This window comes from Stutzerimonas azotifigens DSM 17556 (assembly GCF_000425625.1).
GTDB lineage: Bacteria > Pseudomonadota > Gammaproteobacteria > Pseudomonadales > Pseudomonadaceae > Stutzerimonas > Stutzerimonas azotifigens.
In genome coordinates this window covers 66,969-83,298 of the sequence record NZ_AUDU01000018.1, presented here as the reverse complement: position 1 = coordinate 83,298, position 16,330 = coordinate 66,969, and the positions used below count along the sequence as shown (strand labels likewise).

The window sequence follows — 16,330 nt, the reverse complement described above, 5'->3', positions numbered from 1 at the left end:
TCAGAGGACCCGACGGTGAACAGGAGCAACAGCAGGCGCAATCGGGAGGGCGTCGCCCGTGCGATCGTCGCCATGGACGAAATCTGGATCGAGCTGTTCAGCGACCTGGGGCTCGGCGACCTGAGTTACTGCGACCTGCTGATCCACATGTGGCTGCGGCGCGATCGGATCCTGCACAAGACCGACCTCTATGCCTTCATGCCCAGCGTCAGCCGCCGCACGGCGGTGAAATACGTACAGCGTGTCATCGAAGGGGGCCTGCTGGAGGAACGGGCGATGGAGGACGACAAGCGCGTGCGCCAGGTCGCCCTGACCGCAACGCTGGTCGAACGCCTGGAGCGTTTCTACGACCTGACCTCGGAACAGTTCTTCGGCTCGGCCTAGCGGTCGCGCTGGATTTGACGCGCGGCCCTGACAGCCAGGAAACCTGCCGGTCACAAACGGACGCTTCGGCCCCTTTTCGGTGTCGGCTAGACTCGGAGGCACAAGCGGCCGCAACGGTCGGTGACGTTCCGAGAGGTTTCAGATGGCTGATTACAAGGCGCCCCTGCGCGACATGCGTTTCCTCCTCAACGAAGTTTTCGACGCCCCGAGTCTCTGGAAGTCGGTGCCGGTGCTGGCCGAGGTGGTCGATGCCGAGACCGCCGAGGCGATTCTCGAGGAGGCCGGCAAGATCACCGGCAACACCATCGCCCCGCTCAACCGCCCGGGCGACGAAGAGGGTTGCCACTGGCAGGACGGCCGGGTGACCACCCCGGCCGGCTACCCCGAGGCCTATCGGCTGTACGCCGAGGGCGGCTGGGTCGGCGTCGGCGGCGATCCGGCCTACGGCGGCATGGGCATGCCCAAGGCGATCTCGGCGCAGGTCGAGGAAATGATGAACTCCGCCAGCCTGGCCTTCGGGCTCTACCCGATGCTCACCTCCGGCGCCTGCCTGTCGATCTACGCGCACGCCAGCGAGGAATTGAAGCAGAAGTACCTGCCGAACATGTATGCCGGCGTCTGGGCCGGCTCGATGTGCCTGACCGAGCCGCACGCCGGGACCGACCTGGGGATGATCCGCACCCGCGCCGAGCCGCAGGCCGACGGCAGCTACCGGGTCAGCGGCACCAAGATATTCATCACCGGCGGCGAGCACGACCTGACCGAGAACATCATCCACCTGGTGCTGGCCAAGCTGCCCGACGCCCCGGCCGGCTCCAAGGGCATCTCGCTGTTCCTGGTGCCGAAGGTGCTGGTCAACCAGGACGGCTCGCTCGGCGAGCGCAACGCAGTGTCCTGCGGCTCGATCGAGCACAAGATGGGCATCCAGGCCTCGGCCACCTGCGTGATGAACTTCGACGGCGCCACCGGCTGGATGGTCGGCGAGCCGAACAAGGGGCTGGCGGCGATGTTCACCATGATGAACTACGAGCGCCTGGGCGTCGGCATCCAGGGCCTGGCCACCGGCGAGCGCTCCTACCAGAGCGCCATCGAGTACGCCCGCGAGCGCATCCAGAGCCGCGCGCCGACCGGCCCGGTGGCCACCGACAAGGCCGCCGACCCGATCATCGTGCACCCCGACGTGCGCCGCATGCTGCTGACCATGAAGGCGCTGAACGAGGGCGGCCGGGCCTTCTCGACCTACGTCGCGATGCAGCTGGACATCGCCAAGTTCAGCGAGGACGAGGCCGCGCGCAAGCGCGCCGAGGCACTGGTGGCCCTGCTGACGCCGGTGTCCAAGGCCTTCCTCACCGACATGGGCCTGGAAACCACCGTGCACGGCCAGCAGATCTTCGGCGGCCACGGCTTCATCCGCGAGTGGGGCCAGGAACAGCTGGTGCGCGACTGCCGTATCACCCAGATCTACGAAGGCACCAACGGCATCCAGGCGCTGGACCTGGTGGGACGCAAGGTGGTCGGCAGCGGCGGGGCCTTCTACCAGGCGTTCACCGAGGAAGTTCGCGGGTTCATCGCCGCGGCCGGCGCGCCGCTGGCGGAGTTCACCGGGCCGCTGGAAGCGGCGCTGGCCAATCTCGACGAGCTGACCGCCTGGGTGCTGGAAAAGGCCAGGCATGACCCCAACGAGATCGGCGCGGCCTCGGTTGAGTACCTGCACGCCTTCGGCTACACGGCCTACGCCTACATGTGGGCGCGCATGGCGCAGGCGGCGCTGGGCCGCGAGGACGAGGATTTCTACGCCGGCAAGCTGGGCACGGCGCGCTTCTATTTCGCCCGCCTGCTGCCGCGCATCCACTCGCTGGGTGCCTCGGTGAAGGCCGGCAGCGCGCCGCTTTACCTGCTTGAGGCCGCGCAGTTCTAAGCCGATCAATCGATTCGCGCCAGCAGATTGAAATTATTTCGACATCGGCCTGAACGATTTTGCCATCAGCTTAGTCCTAGGATTACGCGTCAGGTAAGCCATTGACTACAAGCCTTGGGCCATGGAGGGTCCCTTGTAGGAAATGGCTTACAAGACGCGGTGCCGATTGCCGCTTCAGGAGCATGGAGCTCCCCGGTAATCTGCGACCCATGGACCTCGCGCAGGAAGCCGCAATCGAAAAAAAGGGACCATACGAGGAACGCCGCCAGGATGGCGAACGATCAAGGACGTCAGAATTACAGTCTGCAAAGCCCCGCTTCGGCGGGGTTTTTTCTTTTCCGGCATCCGCTGGCAGAATCCACCGTTCGGGTTAAGCCGAACGGCTCCGGTCAGCCCAGCGCCGCCTCCTCGTAATCCAGCTCGCGAATGAGTGTCTGCAGGGTCTGGTCGTCGATCTCGCCATGCTTGCGCAGGCGGTACAGCGCTTTGCGCCGGATCGCGATGGCGTCGAGCCGGATGGTCGCTTCCAGCAGCTGGCTGCGGCGGGCCTGCCGGGCCGGTTCGTCCCGGCCGACCAGCGCCGCCAGGTCGAGCCGGTAGCTTTCCAGCACGCGCGCCGCCACCTCCTGGCCTCGCGGCACCGCGGTTTCGTTGTCCGGCGTCGCCTGCGTGCGCGCCTCCAGCCAGGCGACCGCCGCCTCGGTTGCCCGCCGCCTGGCGTTGCGCAGCTCCTCTTCGTGGTCCTCGGCGGCGCCCTGCGGCAGGAAGCGCAGCACGTAGGGCACGCCCAGCGCGCCGGCGAGCAGCGACAGCACGATCACCGCCGCGGCGAGGAAGACCATCAGCTCGCGGCCGGGAAAGGGCGTGTCGCCGATCGTCAGCGGCACCGACAGCACGCCGGCCAGGGTGATGGCGCCGCGCACGCCGGCCACCGCGCTCAGCGCCGAGAGCACCGGCAGCGGTGCATCGGGTGCCGCCTGGCCGTGCCGGCGGCGCCGGTAGCCGGCGCTCCAGTGATAGGCATAGACGAAGGCGAAACGCACCGCGAGCAGCAGCAGGGTGATCGCCAGGGCGTGGAACACCAGCCCCGGCAGGCCGTGGCCGGCCGCCTGCGAGCCGTTCAGGGCGCCTTCGACGATGCGCGGGAACTGCAGGCCGAGCAGCAGGAACACCAGCCCGTTGAAGCTGTAGTCGAGCATTTCCCAGAGGCTGCGGTTGAGGATTCGCGTGCTGGTCTTGACCGGCAGCATGTTCACCCGGCTCTGCACCATGCCCGCGGCCACCGCCGAGAGAATGCCGGACATGCCGGCGTGCTCGGCCAGGTAGAAGGCGGCGAACGGCAGCAGCAGGATGGTCATCACGTAGGTCGCCGGATCGTACAGCTGGCGTGCGGTCATCCACTGCTTGGCCTTGCCCACCAGCCAGCTCAGGCCGCCGCCGATCAGCACGCCGCCGAAGGCGACCAGCAGGAACTCGGCGCTGACCGAGGCCAGCGAGAAGCTGCCGGTGATGGCCGCGGCCAAGGCGAACTTGAACGAGACCAGGCCGGTGGCGTCGTTGAGCATCGCCTCGCCCTCCAGCTGGTGCGCCATGTGCCGGGGCAGGCGGCCCTGGGCGATGGCGATTACCGCCAGCGCGTCGGTGGGCGAGAGGATCGCGGCGAGCGCGAAGCTGGCCGCCAGCGGGATGTCCGGCAGCAGCCAGTGGATGAAATAGCCGGCCAGGACCACCACCAGCAGCACCAGCAGCAGCGACATCGCCAGCATCTCGGTGCCGTGCTCGGTGAATTCGCGCTTGGGAATCTTCCAGCCGTCGTAGAACAGCAGCGGCGGGATGAACAGCAGCATGAACACCTCGGGGTCGAGCCTCACCTCGAGGCCGAAGGGCGGCAGGGCCAGCAGGCTGCCGAGCAGGATCTGCAGGATCGGCAGCGGCAGGCGCACGACACGGGCGAGCACGCGGCTCAGGCCCACGGCCAGAAGCAGCAGGAAGGCGAGATTGAGGATGTTCATCGAGGGGGCTCTTGCAGGATCGGGCGCGGCATTCCGGCGCCTGCTGCGAGTATAGGAAGGCGCGGCGCCGGCAGGATTGATCTCGGTCAGGCGCCAGCCACCGGGGCAGGGCGGGCAGCGGTCGGCCCGTTGGAACGCGGTGCGGGGGGGTGGAGTCAGCCCTTGCGAGGGCCTGCCGGCGCGCGAGCGGGCAGGCCAACCGCCCCCCCGTACAGGAGACGCCCATGGACCCCCACGATCCCGACCTGTCACGCCGCCGGCTCATGCAGGGCGCGGCCGCCACCCTGGCCGCCGCCAGCCTGTCCGGCCCGGTGTTCGCCCAGAGCAGCGCAGGCAGCGCCACCGCCGGCGGCAAGGGCCCGGCCCTGAGCGACCCGCGCAAGCTGCATGCACAGCCGCCCTTCGACAAGCAGTCGCAGCCCTGGCCCGGGCTCGCGCAGAAGATGCAGCCGCCGCCGGACCACGGCGAGCGGAGCTACCGGGGACGCGAGCGCCTGGTCGGGCGCAAGGCGCTGATCACCGGCGGCGACTCGGGGATCGGCCGGGCCGCGGCCATCGCCTACGCGCGCGAGGGTGCCGACGTCGCCATCGGCTACCTGCCCGACGAGGAAGCGGACGCCCAGGATGTCGCCCGGCTGATCCAGGACGCCGGGCGCAAGGCCGTGCTGCTGCCCGGCGACATCCGCGACGAAGGCTTCTGCCGCGAGATGGTGCAGCGCGCGGCGGATGGCCTCGGCGGCCTCGACATCCTGGTGATCAACGCCGCCCGCCAGCAGAGCCACGAGTCGATCCTCGACATCTCCACCGAGCAGTTCGACTGGACCCTTCGGACCAACCTGTACGCGATGTTCTGGCTGACCAAGGCGGCCATCGGGCACCTGCCGGCCGGCGCCAGCATCATCAACACCGCCTCGGTGGTGGCCTACGATCCGCCGTCCAACCTGCTCGACTATTCGCTGACCAAGGCCGCCATCATCAACTTCAGCAAGTGCCTGGCCAAGCAGCTGGCCGAACGCGGGGTGCGGGTCAACGTGGTGGCGCCCGGGCCGTTCTGGACGCCGCTGCAGGTCTCCGGCGGGCAGACCATGGAGAACCTGGCGAGCTTCGGCAAGGACACCCCGCTGGGCCGCCCCGGCCAGCCGGTGGAACTGGCCGACGTCTACGTGCTGCTGGCCTCGGCCGAGGCCAGCTACACCACCGGCCAGGTGTACGGCGCCTCCGGCGGCATGGGCCAGCCCTGAACCCGCGCGGCGCGCCTGCGACCGGGCGTCGCGTCGCCAGGCCGGCGACTTTGCGGCATAAGGCATGCATAACCATCGTTGCCTGCCTTGCACAAGGAGCTGTCCCATGAGCACCACGGATTGGGCCGAAGCGCTTCGGCACCGGGTTCATCGCCTGGCCGAGTCGCTCGGCAACCTGTTCGTCGAGTCCTTCCACTACCTGGCGCTGTTCGGCATCGGCGCGATCACCGCCTGGGCCGCGGTGGATGCCTTCATCGGCATGCTGGCCAAGGGCTCGGTCAGCGTCGACGATATCCTGCTGCTGTTCATTTACCTCGAACTCGGCGCCATGGTCGGCATCTACTTCAAGACCAACCACATGCCGGTGCGCTTCCTGATCTACGTGGCCATCACCGCGCTGACCCGCCTGCTGATCTCCGACGTGTCGCACCACCACCGGCCGGATGCCGGGGTGCTCTATGTCTCCGGAGCGATCCTGCTGCTGGCGCTGGCCATCCTGGTGGTGCGCTTCGCCTCGTCGCGCTTTCCGGCGGTGCCCGCGTCCGGGGCCATGGCGCGGCGGGCCTCGCCGGCCGAGGACGGCGACGGCTAGTCCGACAGTGTAAACAGGAAGCAGGGAACGCGGTCGAAGCCTGTGTCGCCATTGCGCGAACCGCGAGGCTGCCATGACGCCCTTCCGACCCGTTGCCGGCTTCATTCCGCCCTACCTGCTCGACCGCATCATCGAGCGCGGCTCCGAGCGCCAGCGCGCCTGCGCCCGCGGCACCCTGCAGCACGTGCGCCAGCTGCGGCCCAACCCCGGCCCGCCGGGCCTGCAGGCACGGCAGGCGCCGGCACCCGGTCGCCCCGGGCAGCCGCAACGGCACATCCACGACGCCGAGCAGCGCATGGAGCTGCCGGGCGTGCCTCGCCGCAGCGAAGGCCAGGCCGAGACCGGCGACGCCGCGGTCGACGAGGCCTACGAAGCGCTCGGCGACACCTACCGGTTCTTCTGGGACGCCTACGGCCGCGATTCCATCGACGGCCGGGGTTTTGCCCTGATCGGCACCGTGCACTACGGCGACGGCTACGAGAACGCCTTCTGGAACGGCGAGCAGATGGTCTTCGGCGATGGCGACGGGGAGATCTTCCAGCGCTTCACCCGCGCGCTGGAGGTGGTCGCCCACGAGCTGGCGCATGGCGTGATCGAGAGCGAGGCGGCGCTGGTCTATGTCAACCAGTCGGGCGCGCTGAACGAATCGATATCCGACGTGTTCGGCGTGCTCACCAAGCAGTACCGGCTCGGTCAGCGCGCCGACCAGGCCGACTGGCTGGTCGGCGCCGGCCTGCTCACCGAGCGCGTGCGGGGCCGCGCGCTACGTTCCATGGCCGAGCCGGGCAGTGCCTACGACGACCCGCTGCTGGGCCGCGACCCGCAGCCGGCGCACATGCGCGACTTCATCGTCACCCGCGACGACAACGGCGGCGTGCACCTCAACTCCGGCATTCCCAACCGCGCCTTCTACCTGGCCGCGACGGCCATCGGCGGCCCGGCCTGGGAACGCGCCGGGCGCATCTGGTACGACACCCTGCTCGACCGCCGGCTGCCCAACGATGCCGATTTCGCCACCTTCGCCGGGTTGACCCTGACCCAGGCGCGCGCCCGTTTCGGCGACGCCTCGGCGGAGGCGCGGGCGGTGGCCGAAGCCTGGCAAACCGTTGGAGTGGAGATCGATCCATGAATCAGCGAACCCTGCCCCCGTTGGGGCCGGATACCGTGGTGCGGCTGTCCCGCCAGGGCGGCGTGGCCGCCATGCCGCGGCTGGCGGCGCCACGGGAAATCCAGTTCAGCGACTGCAGCGAGGACCAGCGCGGGCAAGTCTGCGCGGTGCTCGAACGCTGCCTGCCGGTGGCCGAACGGGCCGTGGGCGGCGCCGACCAGCGCTTCTTCCAGGTCGAGCTGCGCTACCGCGAGGCCAACCAGCCCAGCGAGTGGATCATCACCGTGCCCGAACAGCGCGCGCCCGGCGAGCTGGTCGAGCTGTGGAAACGCGGCCTGCGGACCGGCTGACCGCACTCGTCCCGGCGTGGGGCGAAGCCCGGGTGGCCAGCCGCTTGCCGCGGGCGCCTCGGGACCCGATGCGCCGGCAAAGGTTGATGCGGTTCGGTGCCCAGGCCAGACTCGTGCGGATGAACCGGCTCGCAGGCCAGGCATCCTTGCCTCGCAGTCAACAATCGGCCGGCGAGGCACAGGACGATCTCTCGATGAAAACCACCTTGGACGAACTCCAGGCTCTGACCCACGTGGTCGACGGCGGCTCCATCAGCGCCGCGGCCGAGCGCCTGCAGCAGACCGCCTCGGGCATCAGCCGCGCGCTGGGCCGCCTGGAGCGCAAGCTCGGCGTCACCCTGCTGCGGCGCACCACCCGGCGGCTGGAGCTGACCGAGGAGGGCGAGACCTTCCTCGCCCAGGCCCGGCGCATCCTCGCCGCGGTGGAGGACGCCGAGGAGCAGATGGCGCTGCGCCGCCAGCGCCCGGCGGGGCGCCTGCGGGTCAACGCCGCGTCGCCCTTCATGCTGCACGTGGTGGTTCCGCTGGTCGGCGCTTTCCGCGAGCGCTATCCGGAAATCGAGCTGGAGCTGCACAGCAGCGACCGCATCGTCGACCTGATCGAGCAGCGCACCGACGTCGCCCTGCGAATCGGCACGCTGCGCGACTCGACGCTGCACGCGCGGCCGCTGGCCAGCAGCCGGCTGCGGGTGCTGGCCAGCCCCGACTACCTCCGGCGCCACGGCACCCCGGCGAGCGTCGAGGCGCTGTCCGGGCACAGCCTGCTCGGCTTCACCCAGCCCGAGAGCCTCAACCTCTGGCCCTTGCGCCACGCGCGCGGCGACGACTGGTCGATCGCCCCGGCGCTGTCCGCCTCCAGCGGCGAGACCCTGCGCCAGCTGGCGCTCGGCGGCGCCGGCGTCGTCTGCCTGTCCGACTTCATGACCGACGCCGACCGCGAGCGCGGGGCACTGGTGCAGATCCTCGCCGAGCACACCCGCGAGGTGCGCCAGCCGATCCACGCGGTCTACTACCGCAACACCGCGCTGGCCTCGCGCATCGCCTGTCTCCTCGATTTTCTCGGCGAGCGGCTGAAGGCCGAGGCCTGGGCCGCACGATGAAGCGAATTGCGGCGCAAGACCCGGAGTGCCGTCGGCGGCGGGCGGCGGCATCCTCGGCGACAGGATCAGAGGAGGCCGAGCCCATGAAAGCATTGCAGGGTGCCCCATCGTCGCGTCATCCGGCCGAGGCCGACCCGCGCTGGCAGGCGCTGGTCGGCGGCCCGCTGCCGGCGGACCAGGACTTCGTCTACGCGGTCAGATCGACCGGTGTCTACGCCCGTCCCGGCGCCGCTGCGCGCCTGCCGCGCCCGGAGAACGTCGAGTTCTTCGCCAGCGCCGAGGCCGCCGAAGCCGCCGGCTACCGGCCGAGCAAGCGCCTGCCGCGGGCGCAGCGCCAGGCCGAGCAGGCCGAGCGGATCGCCCGCGCCTGCCGGCGCATCGAGGCCAGCGAACAGTTGCCCGAGCTGACCGAACTCGCGCGCGAGACGGGGCTGAGCCCCTACCATTTCCACCGTCTGTTCAAGGCGATCACCGGGCTCACGCCGCGCGCCTATGCCGCCGCCCGGCGCGCGCAGCGCCTGCGCGAAGGGCTGGAGCGCGGCGGCTCGGTGACCGACGCGCTCTATGCCGCGGGCTTCGGCTCCAGCAGCCGTCTGTACGAGTCGGCCGACGGCCTGCTCGGCATGTCGCCGGGCGACTACCGAGGCGGCGGCGCCCGCCAGCGCATCCGCTTCGCCGTGGCGCAGTGCGCGCTCGGCGCGCTGCTGGTCGCCGAGAGCGAGCGCGGGGTGTGCGCCATCCTCCTCGGCGACGACCCGGAGCCGCTGCTGCGCGACCTGCAGGATCGCTTCCCCAAGGCCGAGCTGGTGGGCGGCGACGCCGCCTTCGAAGGGCGCGTGGCGCAGGTGGTCGGCTTCGTCGAGGCGCCGGAGATCGGTCTGGCGCTGCCGCTGGACATCCGCGGCACGGCCTTCCAGGAGCGCGTCTGGCAGGCGCTGCGGGAGATACCCCCGGGCCATACGCTGAGCTACACCGAGCTGGCCGCACGCATCGGCGCGCCCACGGCGGTGCGCGCGGTGGCCCAGGCCTGCGGGGCCAACCGGCTGGCGGTGGCCATTCCGTGCCATCGCGTGGTGCGCCACGACGGTGCGCTGTCCGGCTACCGCTGGGGCATCGAGCGCAAGCGCCAGCTGTTGGCGCGCGAGGCGGCCAAGCCGCAGCCTTGAGCCGCGCCGGGAACATGCCCGGCGCTGTTCCGTCTCAAGGGAGTGCGCGCCTGCATGGCGCCGCGACCCCTGCGAACCTGACGACGGAAATGGTATGCACGATCCCTTCGAAAAGGACCTGGCTGGCGTCTGCGCGGCCGACACCCTGTCGCCGGCCGACCGGTACCAGGAGCTGTTCGTCGATGTGCAGATGGGCTGGGTCTTCGACGACAGCAAGACCTTCGTCGACTGCGCCCCGCGCGACCACCCCGAGCGCATCCTCGAGGCCTACCGGCGGCAGCGCTGCCGAGCCGGGTTCGACCTGGCCGGTTTCGTCCACGAGCATTTCGAGGTTTTCCGGCATTTGCCGGAGGCGTTCGAGTCCGACCCGGACAACACCCTGACCGAGCACATCGACCGCCTGTGGGACGTGCTCACCCGCAGGCCGCAACAGCATCCGCGGCGTTCCTCGCTGCTGCCGCTGCCGCACGACTACGTGGTGCCCGGCGGCCGCTTCACCGAGATGTACTACTGGGACTCGTACTTCACCATGCTCGGCCTGCACGAGAGCGGGCAGTGCGACCTGCTGCGCGCCATGGCCGACAACTTCGCCTACCTGATCGACACCTACGGCCACGTGCCCAACGGCAACCGCTCCTACTACCTGAGCCGCTCGCAGCCGCCGGTGTTCGCGCTGATGACCGACCTGTTCGAGGAACGCGGCATCCACCGCGCCAGCGACTACCTGCCGCAGCTGCGCAAGGAGTACGCCTTCTGGATGGAAGGCGCCGAGGAGCTGCGTCCGGGCGACGCCCACCGGCGCTGCGTGCGCATGCCCTGCGGCCTGGTGCTCAACCGCTACTGGGACGACCGCGACATCCCGCGCGAGGAGTCCTACCGCGAAGACGTGCACACCGCCCGCGACAGCGACCGGCCGGCGCACGAGGTCTACCGCGACCTGCGCGCCGGGGCCGAGTCGGGCTGGGATTTCAGTTCGCGCTGGCTGGACGACCCGCAGCGGCTGTCGAGCATCCGCACCACGGCGATCCTGCCGAGCGACCTGAACGCCTTCCTCTTCAAGCTCGAGGCGCAGATCGCCCGGCTGAGCGCGATCAAGGGTGACGAGGAGGCCGCCGACGAATTCCGCCGGCGTGCCGCTGCCCGGCATGCCGGGGTAGACCGCTACCTGTGGAACGAAGAGGTCGGCGCCTTCCTCGACTACGACTGGCAGCGCGGCGAGCCGCGCGACAACCTCACGGCGGCGACCGTGGTACCGCTGTACGTACAGCTCGCCAGCCGCCACCAGGCGACCCGGGTGGCCGACACCCTGCGCTATCGCCTGCTCGCCCCCGGCGGGATGGCCACCACCGAGCTCGCCGACAGCGGCCAGCAGTGGGACCAGCCCAACGGCTGGGCGCCGCTGCAGTGGATGGCCATCCTCGGGCTGGCGCACTACGGCCACCGCGACCTGGCGCGCGAGATCAAGGAACGCTGGCTGAAGATCGTCTCGCACCTGTTCGAACACGAAAGCAAGCTGGTGGAGAAGTACGTGCTGCGGCCCACCGCCGAGCATGCCGGCGGCGGCGAATACCCGCTGCAGGACGGCTTCGGCTGGACCAATGGCGTCACCCGCGTGCTGCTCCGGGAAGACCCGGGCCACGCCGCCAACCGCTGCCGCGCCGGCTGCGCAAGGGCGGAGGACAGCCAGGGGCGGCGGCGGTAGGCTTGCGCATCCTGCTTCGTCCCAGGCCGGTGGTGTTCGTCAGCCGGCCTCTCACTTGATCCGTCCAACCCGCCCTGCACCCGGACTGGAAAGCATCGCCCCGAGGGCGGGCCTCCCACAAAAAGCGACCCGCATGCACCGAAACGCTGCGGGAGGCCGCGCCCGTTCCCGACGGGCTTGCGGCATTCACCACATCCCTGTGGATTGCGCGCCCCCGCGGCGATGCAGGCCGCAAGGCCTGCCGGCGCAGGTAGGGTTCCGGGGGGCGCGGTCTCGACCGCGATCGTATGCGCGCCTGTTCGCGTTCAAGACCGCCCCCACAGGTCATGCCCGTCGCCCCCGCGTGCAGGCTGAGGTCGCAGGCAGAGCCTGCTCCTACACAGGAGCGTGAGGTAGCAGGCAGCGCCGTGCCTTTCCCTTCTCCCTCCGGGAGAAGGTGGCCCGCAGGGCCGGATGAGGGAGCCTTCAGGGCCGGTAGATATCCGACCGATACGGCCCGAAGTCGCCCAGTTCCAGCGTGCCCTTCTCGACGAAGCGGTGCACGCCGAAGGCTCCGCCGGCGAGTTTGCCGCGCAGCACGTAGGGCACCCGCTCCAGCGGCGTCGGGTCGGCCAGGCCCAGCACCTGGCGCGCCACGGCGAAGGCCGAGAGGGTCATCGGCACCGTGATCAGCCGTTCGCCGAAGCGCGGCACTTCGCCGCGCTGGTCGCTGACGCCGCTGGCCAGTTCGCGGCCGTTGACCTCCAGCGACAGCGCCAGGCCGTCGTAGGCGACGGCGCTGGTGTTGGGGTTCTGCACCCGCAGCTTCAGCGCCAGGCGCAGTTCCAGGCCTTCGCCGGGCAGCGGCTCGATGCCGGCCACCTGGACGTTGAGCGGGTCGCGGTTGGCGAACAGCGCGCAGCTGCTCAGCAAAAGGCTCGCCAGCAGGATGAAGACGAGGCGCGGCAGGGGAATTCGGGGCATCGGCGACTCCGGAGCGGCTGATGGTCGTTGGACCGGCATGTGCGGCGATCCGCTCGACCGCCGGCTGAACTCCGCGACGGTCGGCCGCCTCTCACATAGCAAGTGCGGCCGCTCTGGGCTGCGCCCGTGTTCCGTTTCAGCGAGGAGCCGTCCATGCGCGTCCATCACCTGAACTGCGGCTGCATGTGTCCCATCGGTGGCGCCTGGTTCGACGGCTTCAGCAAGGGCCTGACCGCCCGGCTGGTCTGCCACTGCCTGCTGGTGGAGACCGAGCGGCACGGGCTGGTGCTGGTGGACACCGGCTTCGGCAGCCGTGACGTGGCTGTGCCCGGCGAACGGCTCAGCGGCTTCTTCAGGGCCTTCAACAACATCCACTTCGAACACCGGCTGACCGCGCTGGAGCAGGTCCGCCAACTGGGCTTCGATCCGGCCGACGTGCGCCATATCGTGCTCACCCATCTCGATTTCGACCACGCCGGCGGCCTGTCGGATTTCCCCGAGGCGAGGGTGCACGTGCTGCAGCGCGAGTACGACGCGGCGCGCGGCAGCCACGGCTTTCTCGGACATCGCCGCTACCGGCACCGGCAGTGGGACGAGGTGCGGCACTGGCAGTTCCACGAGCCCGGCGGCGACACCTGGTTCGGCTTCCAGTCGGCGCGTGAGCTCGTGGGGCTGCCGCCGGAGATCCTGCTGATCCCGCTGACCGGGCACACCCACGGGCATGCCGGGGTGGCACTGGATACCGGCGATGGCTGGCTGCTGCACGCCGGCGATGCCTACTTCTACCGTGACGAAGTCGGCCAGGTGGAGCGCCACTGCACGCCCGGGCTGGCGTTCTACCAGCGGCTGATGGAAGTCGACCGCTCCGCGCGCCTGGCCAACCAGCACCGGCTGTGGACCCTGTCGCTGGAGCACAGGAGCGAGGTGACGCTGTTCTGCAGCCACGACGCCCGCGAGCTGGAACGCCTGCAGAGCCGCTCGCCGAGCCTCGCCCCGCAGGCGGCCGTCGGGGGCGCCGGATGAAGTACGTGCGCTGGGTCGGGCTGGTGGCCTGCTCGCTGGCCGCCCTCGGTTTTCTCGGCCAGGGCGACTACGACATGGCCGGGCTGATGCTGGCGTTGGCCGTGCTGTCGCTGATCAACATCCGCCGCAAGCGCGCCGAGGCCGACGAGCGCCGCTGAGGCCTCAGTCGCCTTCCACGCAGAAGCGGTTGCGCCCGCTCTGCTTGGCCCGGTAGAGCGCGCGGTCGGCGCGGGCGATCAGGCTGTCGAGCGAGTCGTCCGGGCGCAGGCGGGTCAGGCCGAGGCTGACGCTCAGGGAGATGTCCTGGCCGTCGAACGGATAGCGGGCGTGTTCGGCCAGCTGCCGGATCTTTTCCGCCAGCTGCCGGGCGACCGGCAGGTCGGTGTCCTTGAATAGCACGATGAATTCCTCGCCGCCCCAGCGACAGACGATGTCGGACTGGCGCAGCGCGTCACGCAGGTCGGCGGAGAAGCGCCGCAGCACTTCGTCGCCGGCCAAGTGGCCGCGGCTGTCGTTCAATTGCTTGAAATGATCGAGGTCCAGCAGCACCGCGGTCAGCGGGCTCTGCTCGCGGCGCGCCTCCTGCAGCGCCTGCCCGGCGAGCAGCTGGAAGCCGCGTCGGTTGGGCAGGCTGGTCAGCACGTCGGTGGTGGCCATCGCCGCGATGTGGCGTTGGTGGCGACGCAGCACCAGGCCCACCAGCACGATCACCAGCAGCACCACCAGAGCGCAGACCAGCAGGTTGACGCGTAGCGCCCGGCGGATGTCGTCGAACATCCGGCCCTCGTGCTTGTCGACGAACAGGTACCAGTCCAGCTCGGGGATGTAGCGCACGTTGAGAAAGTGCGTGTAGCCGTCGCGTTCATATTCGAAGCTCTGGCTGTCGTGCGTCGGCAGCCGGCCGATCAGTTCGCCGATGCCCGGCACGTCGCGCAGCGAGCGTCCGCTGCCGATCCCCGGCAGACCACCGTCGCGACCGCTGAGGGTGATCTCGCCGGCGCGGTTGGCGAAGAACACCGCACGGTCATAGCGCTGCTGGTAGCGGTCGATCAGGGCCACCGCGGCCTCGACGCTCAGCCCCACGCCGGTGGCGCCGATGAAGCTGCCCGCGTAGTCGAAGACCTTGTAGTTGATGAAGAAGGTCATCCGGTCGTCGTTGGCCATGTCGAGGTCGGCGTTGATCTCGTAGGGCTCGTTCATCTGGCGCAGGTTGAAGTACCAGCGGTCGCGCGGCTCCTGTGGCGACACCCGCTTGAGCACGCCCTTGGCCTGGTAGTAGACGTGGCTGCGGTCGGAGACGAAGAAGGCGGTGTAGGCGCCGTACTGCTCCATGATCTCGGCGAGGTAGCGGGTCATCTGCGAGACGTCGCGCTCGCCGGCCAGCACCCAGTCGCGGACGAAGGTGTCGCGGGCCATCATCGAGGAAATGAGGATCGGGCGGATCAGGTCCTTCTGGATTTCCGAATAGACGGTGTCCGACGTCAGCGGCAGCTCGGTGTGGACGATGCTGTCGCGCAGAGCGGTGCGCGAAGCCTGATAGCTCAGCAGCGTGGTGACGAGAAAGCCGGCCCCGAGCAACAGCAGAAGGATCAGCGGCAGCGGGCGCGAGAGGCGCACCGATTGGGCGATGGGCATTGACCGGACAGCCAGCGGAAGGGTGGCCTCATGCTACCGCGCAGGGCGGCCGGCGTCACCGTGAGCGGCCGTCGCCCGGGGCACCGGCCGTCGTGCGATCAGGCCGGCAGCCGCACGCTGCCGCGGCCGAGTTCCAGCACCCGGCCGCCGACGCGGATGCCGCGAGGCGGCTGGATGTCCAGCAGCAGGGTGCAGGGCCGGCCGACCTGCGCGCCCTGCTGCACCCGCAGCCGGGAAGCCGGATGGCCGTTGCCCAGCAGCCAGCCGCCGAGGTTGGCGCAGGCCGAGCCGGTGCCCGGGTCCTCGGCGATGGCGCTGCCGTGGGTGGTGAAGAAGAAGCGCGCGTGCGCCTCAAGGCGCCCGTCGCGCTCCTCGCCGAGGCTGAACAGGTAGCCGCAGCGGCTGCCGAGGCTGCACAGCGGCCAGTCGGCCAGGCGTGAGGAGTCGGGCGCTGCGCGCTCCAGCGCGTCGCGCGAGCGCAGCGGGATAAGCAACTGGTCGGCGCCGGTGTCGACCCAGCAGGGCGGGGCGGCCAGGTCCTGTTCGACGAGCCCGAACAGTGCGGCGATGGTCGCCGGAGACTCGGCGGTCGGCCGCAGCGCCGGCTCGCCCGGGACCGGCGCCTCGAAGGTCCAGACGTCCTCGGTGCAGGCCACCGGCACCACCGCGGCGGTGAATTCCAGCGTCACCTGCGGCCCGGCGCCGCGCAGCTGCCCGACCACCGCGGCGGTGCCGAGCGTCGGGTGCCCGGCGAAGCGCATCTCGTAGCCGGGGGTGAAGATCCGCACCCGCGCGTCGGCGCGCTCGGAGGGCAGGATGAAGGTGGTCTCCGACAGGTTGAACTGCCGCGCCAGGGCGAGCATCTCGGCATCGCTCAGGCCGCGGGCGCCCTCGAAGACGCACAGCGGGTTGCCGCCGAAGGTGGATTCGGCGAAGACGTTGAGAATACGGAAGCGGTAATCGCGCATCGGCAGGGCTCCAAGGGGGCCGCGGGCAATCTACCGCAGGGCGGGGGATGCGGCGCGGTACAGCTGGGCAGCAGAAGTGTTATGCGATCGGGGCGCGCGCCGGGCGTTCGCGGTCGAGACCCCATAAGAGCATCGCCCCGAGGTCGGGCCTCCCACAAAAGCAGGCGG

At 70.0% G+C, this 16,330-nt stretch carries 15 protein-coding genes; 11 read left to right on the top strand and 4 right to left on the bottom strand.

Features of this window, described 5'->3' with window-relative positions; translation table 11 throughout:
• Positions 1 to 15 precede the first annotated feature (15 nt).
• Positions 16 to 384 carry a hypothetical protein gene (locus tag H610_RS23095; protein ID WP_051231433.1) on the top strand — a complete coding sequence of 123 codons (369 nt, stop codon included), beginning with the start codon at positions 16 to 18 and terminating at the stop codon, positions 382 to 384.
• A gap of 142 nt (positions 385 to 526) precedes the next feature.
• The gene (locus tag H610_RS0102170; RefSeq protein ID WP_028238149.1) at positions 527 to 2,302 is read left to right on the top strand and encodes an acyl-CoA dehydrogenase C-terminal domain-containing protein; all 1,776 of its coding nucleotides are present in this window, start codon (positions 527 to 529) and stop codon (positions 2,300 to 2,302) included.
• Between the two features lie 389 nt (positions 2,303 to 2,691).
• Here the strand turns inward: H610_RS0102170 and H610_RS0102165 are convergent, their stop codons facing one another.
• Positions 2,692 to 4,314 carry a Na+/H+ antiporter gene (locus H610_RS0102165; protein WP_028238148.1) on the bottom strand — a complete coding sequence of 541 codons (1,623 nt, stop codon included), beginning with the start codon at positions 4,312 to 4,314 and terminating at the stop codon, positions 2,692 to 2,694.
• Between the two features lie 224 nt (positions 4,315 to 4,538).
• Between H610_RS0102165 and H610_RS0102160 the strand changes: the two genes are divergently transcribed.
• The 7 genes from H610_RS0102160 to treF all read left to right on the top strand — a co-directional run bounded on the left by H610_RS0102160 (position 4,539) and on the right by treF (position 11,573).
• On the top strand, positions 4,539 to 5,555 hold the full coding sequence (locus tag H610_RS0102160) for an SDR family oxidoreductase (protein ID WP_028238147.1): 1,017 nt from the start codon (positions 4,539 to 4,541) through the stop codon (positions 5,553 to 5,555).
• A gap of 106 nt (positions 5,556 to 5,661) precedes the next feature.
• Positions 5,662 to 6,147, top strand: coding sequence for a phosphate-starvation-inducible protein PsiE (locus H610_RS0102155; RefSeq protein ID WP_028238146.1), 486 nt, complete (start codon positions 5,662 to 5,664; stop codon positions 6,145 to 6,147).
• 73 nt (positions 6,148 to 6,220) lie between these two features.
• Entirely contained in the window at positions 6,221 to 7,276 is a 1,056-nt protein-coding gene (locus H610_RS0102150) for a M4 family metallopeptidase (protein WP_028238145.1), read from the top strand.
• On the top strand, positions 7,273 to 7,605 hold the full coding sequence (locus H610_RS0102145; protein ID WP_028238144.1) for a protealysin inhibitor emfourin: 333 nt from the start codon (positions 7,273 to 7,275) through the stop codon (positions 7,603 to 7,605). The genes H610_RS0102150 and H610_RS0102145 overlap by 4 nt, the downstream gene beginning before the upstream one ends.
• A 194-nt stretch (positions 7,606 to 7,799) precedes the next feature.
• Entirely contained in the window at positions 7,800 to 8,705 is a 906-nt protein-coding gene (locus H610_RS0102140) for a LysR substrate-binding domain-containing protein (protein ID WP_028238143.1), read from the top strand.
• An 83-nt stretch (positions 8,706 to 8,788) separates the two neighbouring features.
• The gene (gene ada, locus H610_RS0102135; protein ID WP_028238142.1) at positions 8,789 to 9,871 is read left to right on the top strand and encodes a bifunctional DNA-binding transcriptional regulator/O6-methylguanine-DNA methyltransferase Ada; all 1,083 of its coding nucleotides are present in this window, start codon (positions 8,789 to 8,791) and stop codon (positions 9,869 to 9,871) included.
• Between the two features lie 94 nt (positions 9,872 to 9,965).
• Positions 9,966 to 11,573, top strand: coding sequence for an alpha,alpha-trehalase TreF (gene treF, locus H610_RS0102130; RefSeq protein ID WP_028238141.1), 1,608 nt, complete (start codon positions 9,966 to 9,968; stop codon positions 11,571 to 11,573).
• A 465-nt stretch (positions 11,574 to 12,038) separates the two neighbouring features.
• On the opposite strand, the gene H610_RS23090 is transcribed toward treF, so the two are convergent.
• Positions 12,039 to 12,536, bottom strand: coding sequence for an LEA type 2 family protein (locus H610_RS23090; RefSeq protein WP_043237403.1), 498 nt, complete (start codon positions 12,534 to 12,536; stop codon positions 12,039 to 12,041).
• A 153-nt stretch (positions 12,537 to 12,689) separates the two neighbouring features.
• On the opposite strand from H610_RS23090, the gene H610_RS0102120 reads away from it, so the two are divergent.
• Both H610_RS0102120 and H610_RS25755 read left to right on the top strand, forming a co-directional pair.
• Positions 12,690 to 13,559, top strand: a complete 870-nt coding sequence (locus tag H610_RS0102120) for an MBL fold metallo-hydrolase (RefSeq protein ID WP_028238140.1) — start codon at positions 12,690 to 12,692, stop codon at positions 13,557 to 13,559.
• Positions 13,556 to 13,717, top strand: a complete 162-nt coding sequence (locus tag H610_RS25755; protein WP_169338846.1) for a hypothetical protein — start codon at positions 13,556 to 13,558, stop codon at positions 13,715 to 13,717. Before H610_RS0102120 ends, H610_RS25755 begins: the two co-directional genes overlap by 4 nt.
• 4 nt (positions 13,718 to 13,721) lie before the next feature.
• On the opposite strand, the gene H610_RS0102110 is transcribed toward H610_RS25755, so the two are convergent.
• Entirely contained in the window at positions 13,722 to 15,194 is a 1,473-nt protein-coding gene (locus H610_RS0102110; RefSeq protein WP_028238139.1) for a sensor domain-containing diguanylate cyclase, read from the bottom strand.
• 98 nt (positions 15,195 to 15,292) lie between these two features.
• Positions 15,293 to 16,162, bottom strand: coding sequence for a PhzF family phenazine biosynthesis protein (locus tag H610_RS0102105; protein ID WP_028238138.1), 870 nt, complete (start codon positions 16,160 to 16,162; stop codon positions 15,293 to 15,295).
• Between the last annotated feature and the right edge of the window lie 168 nt (positions 16,163 to 16,330).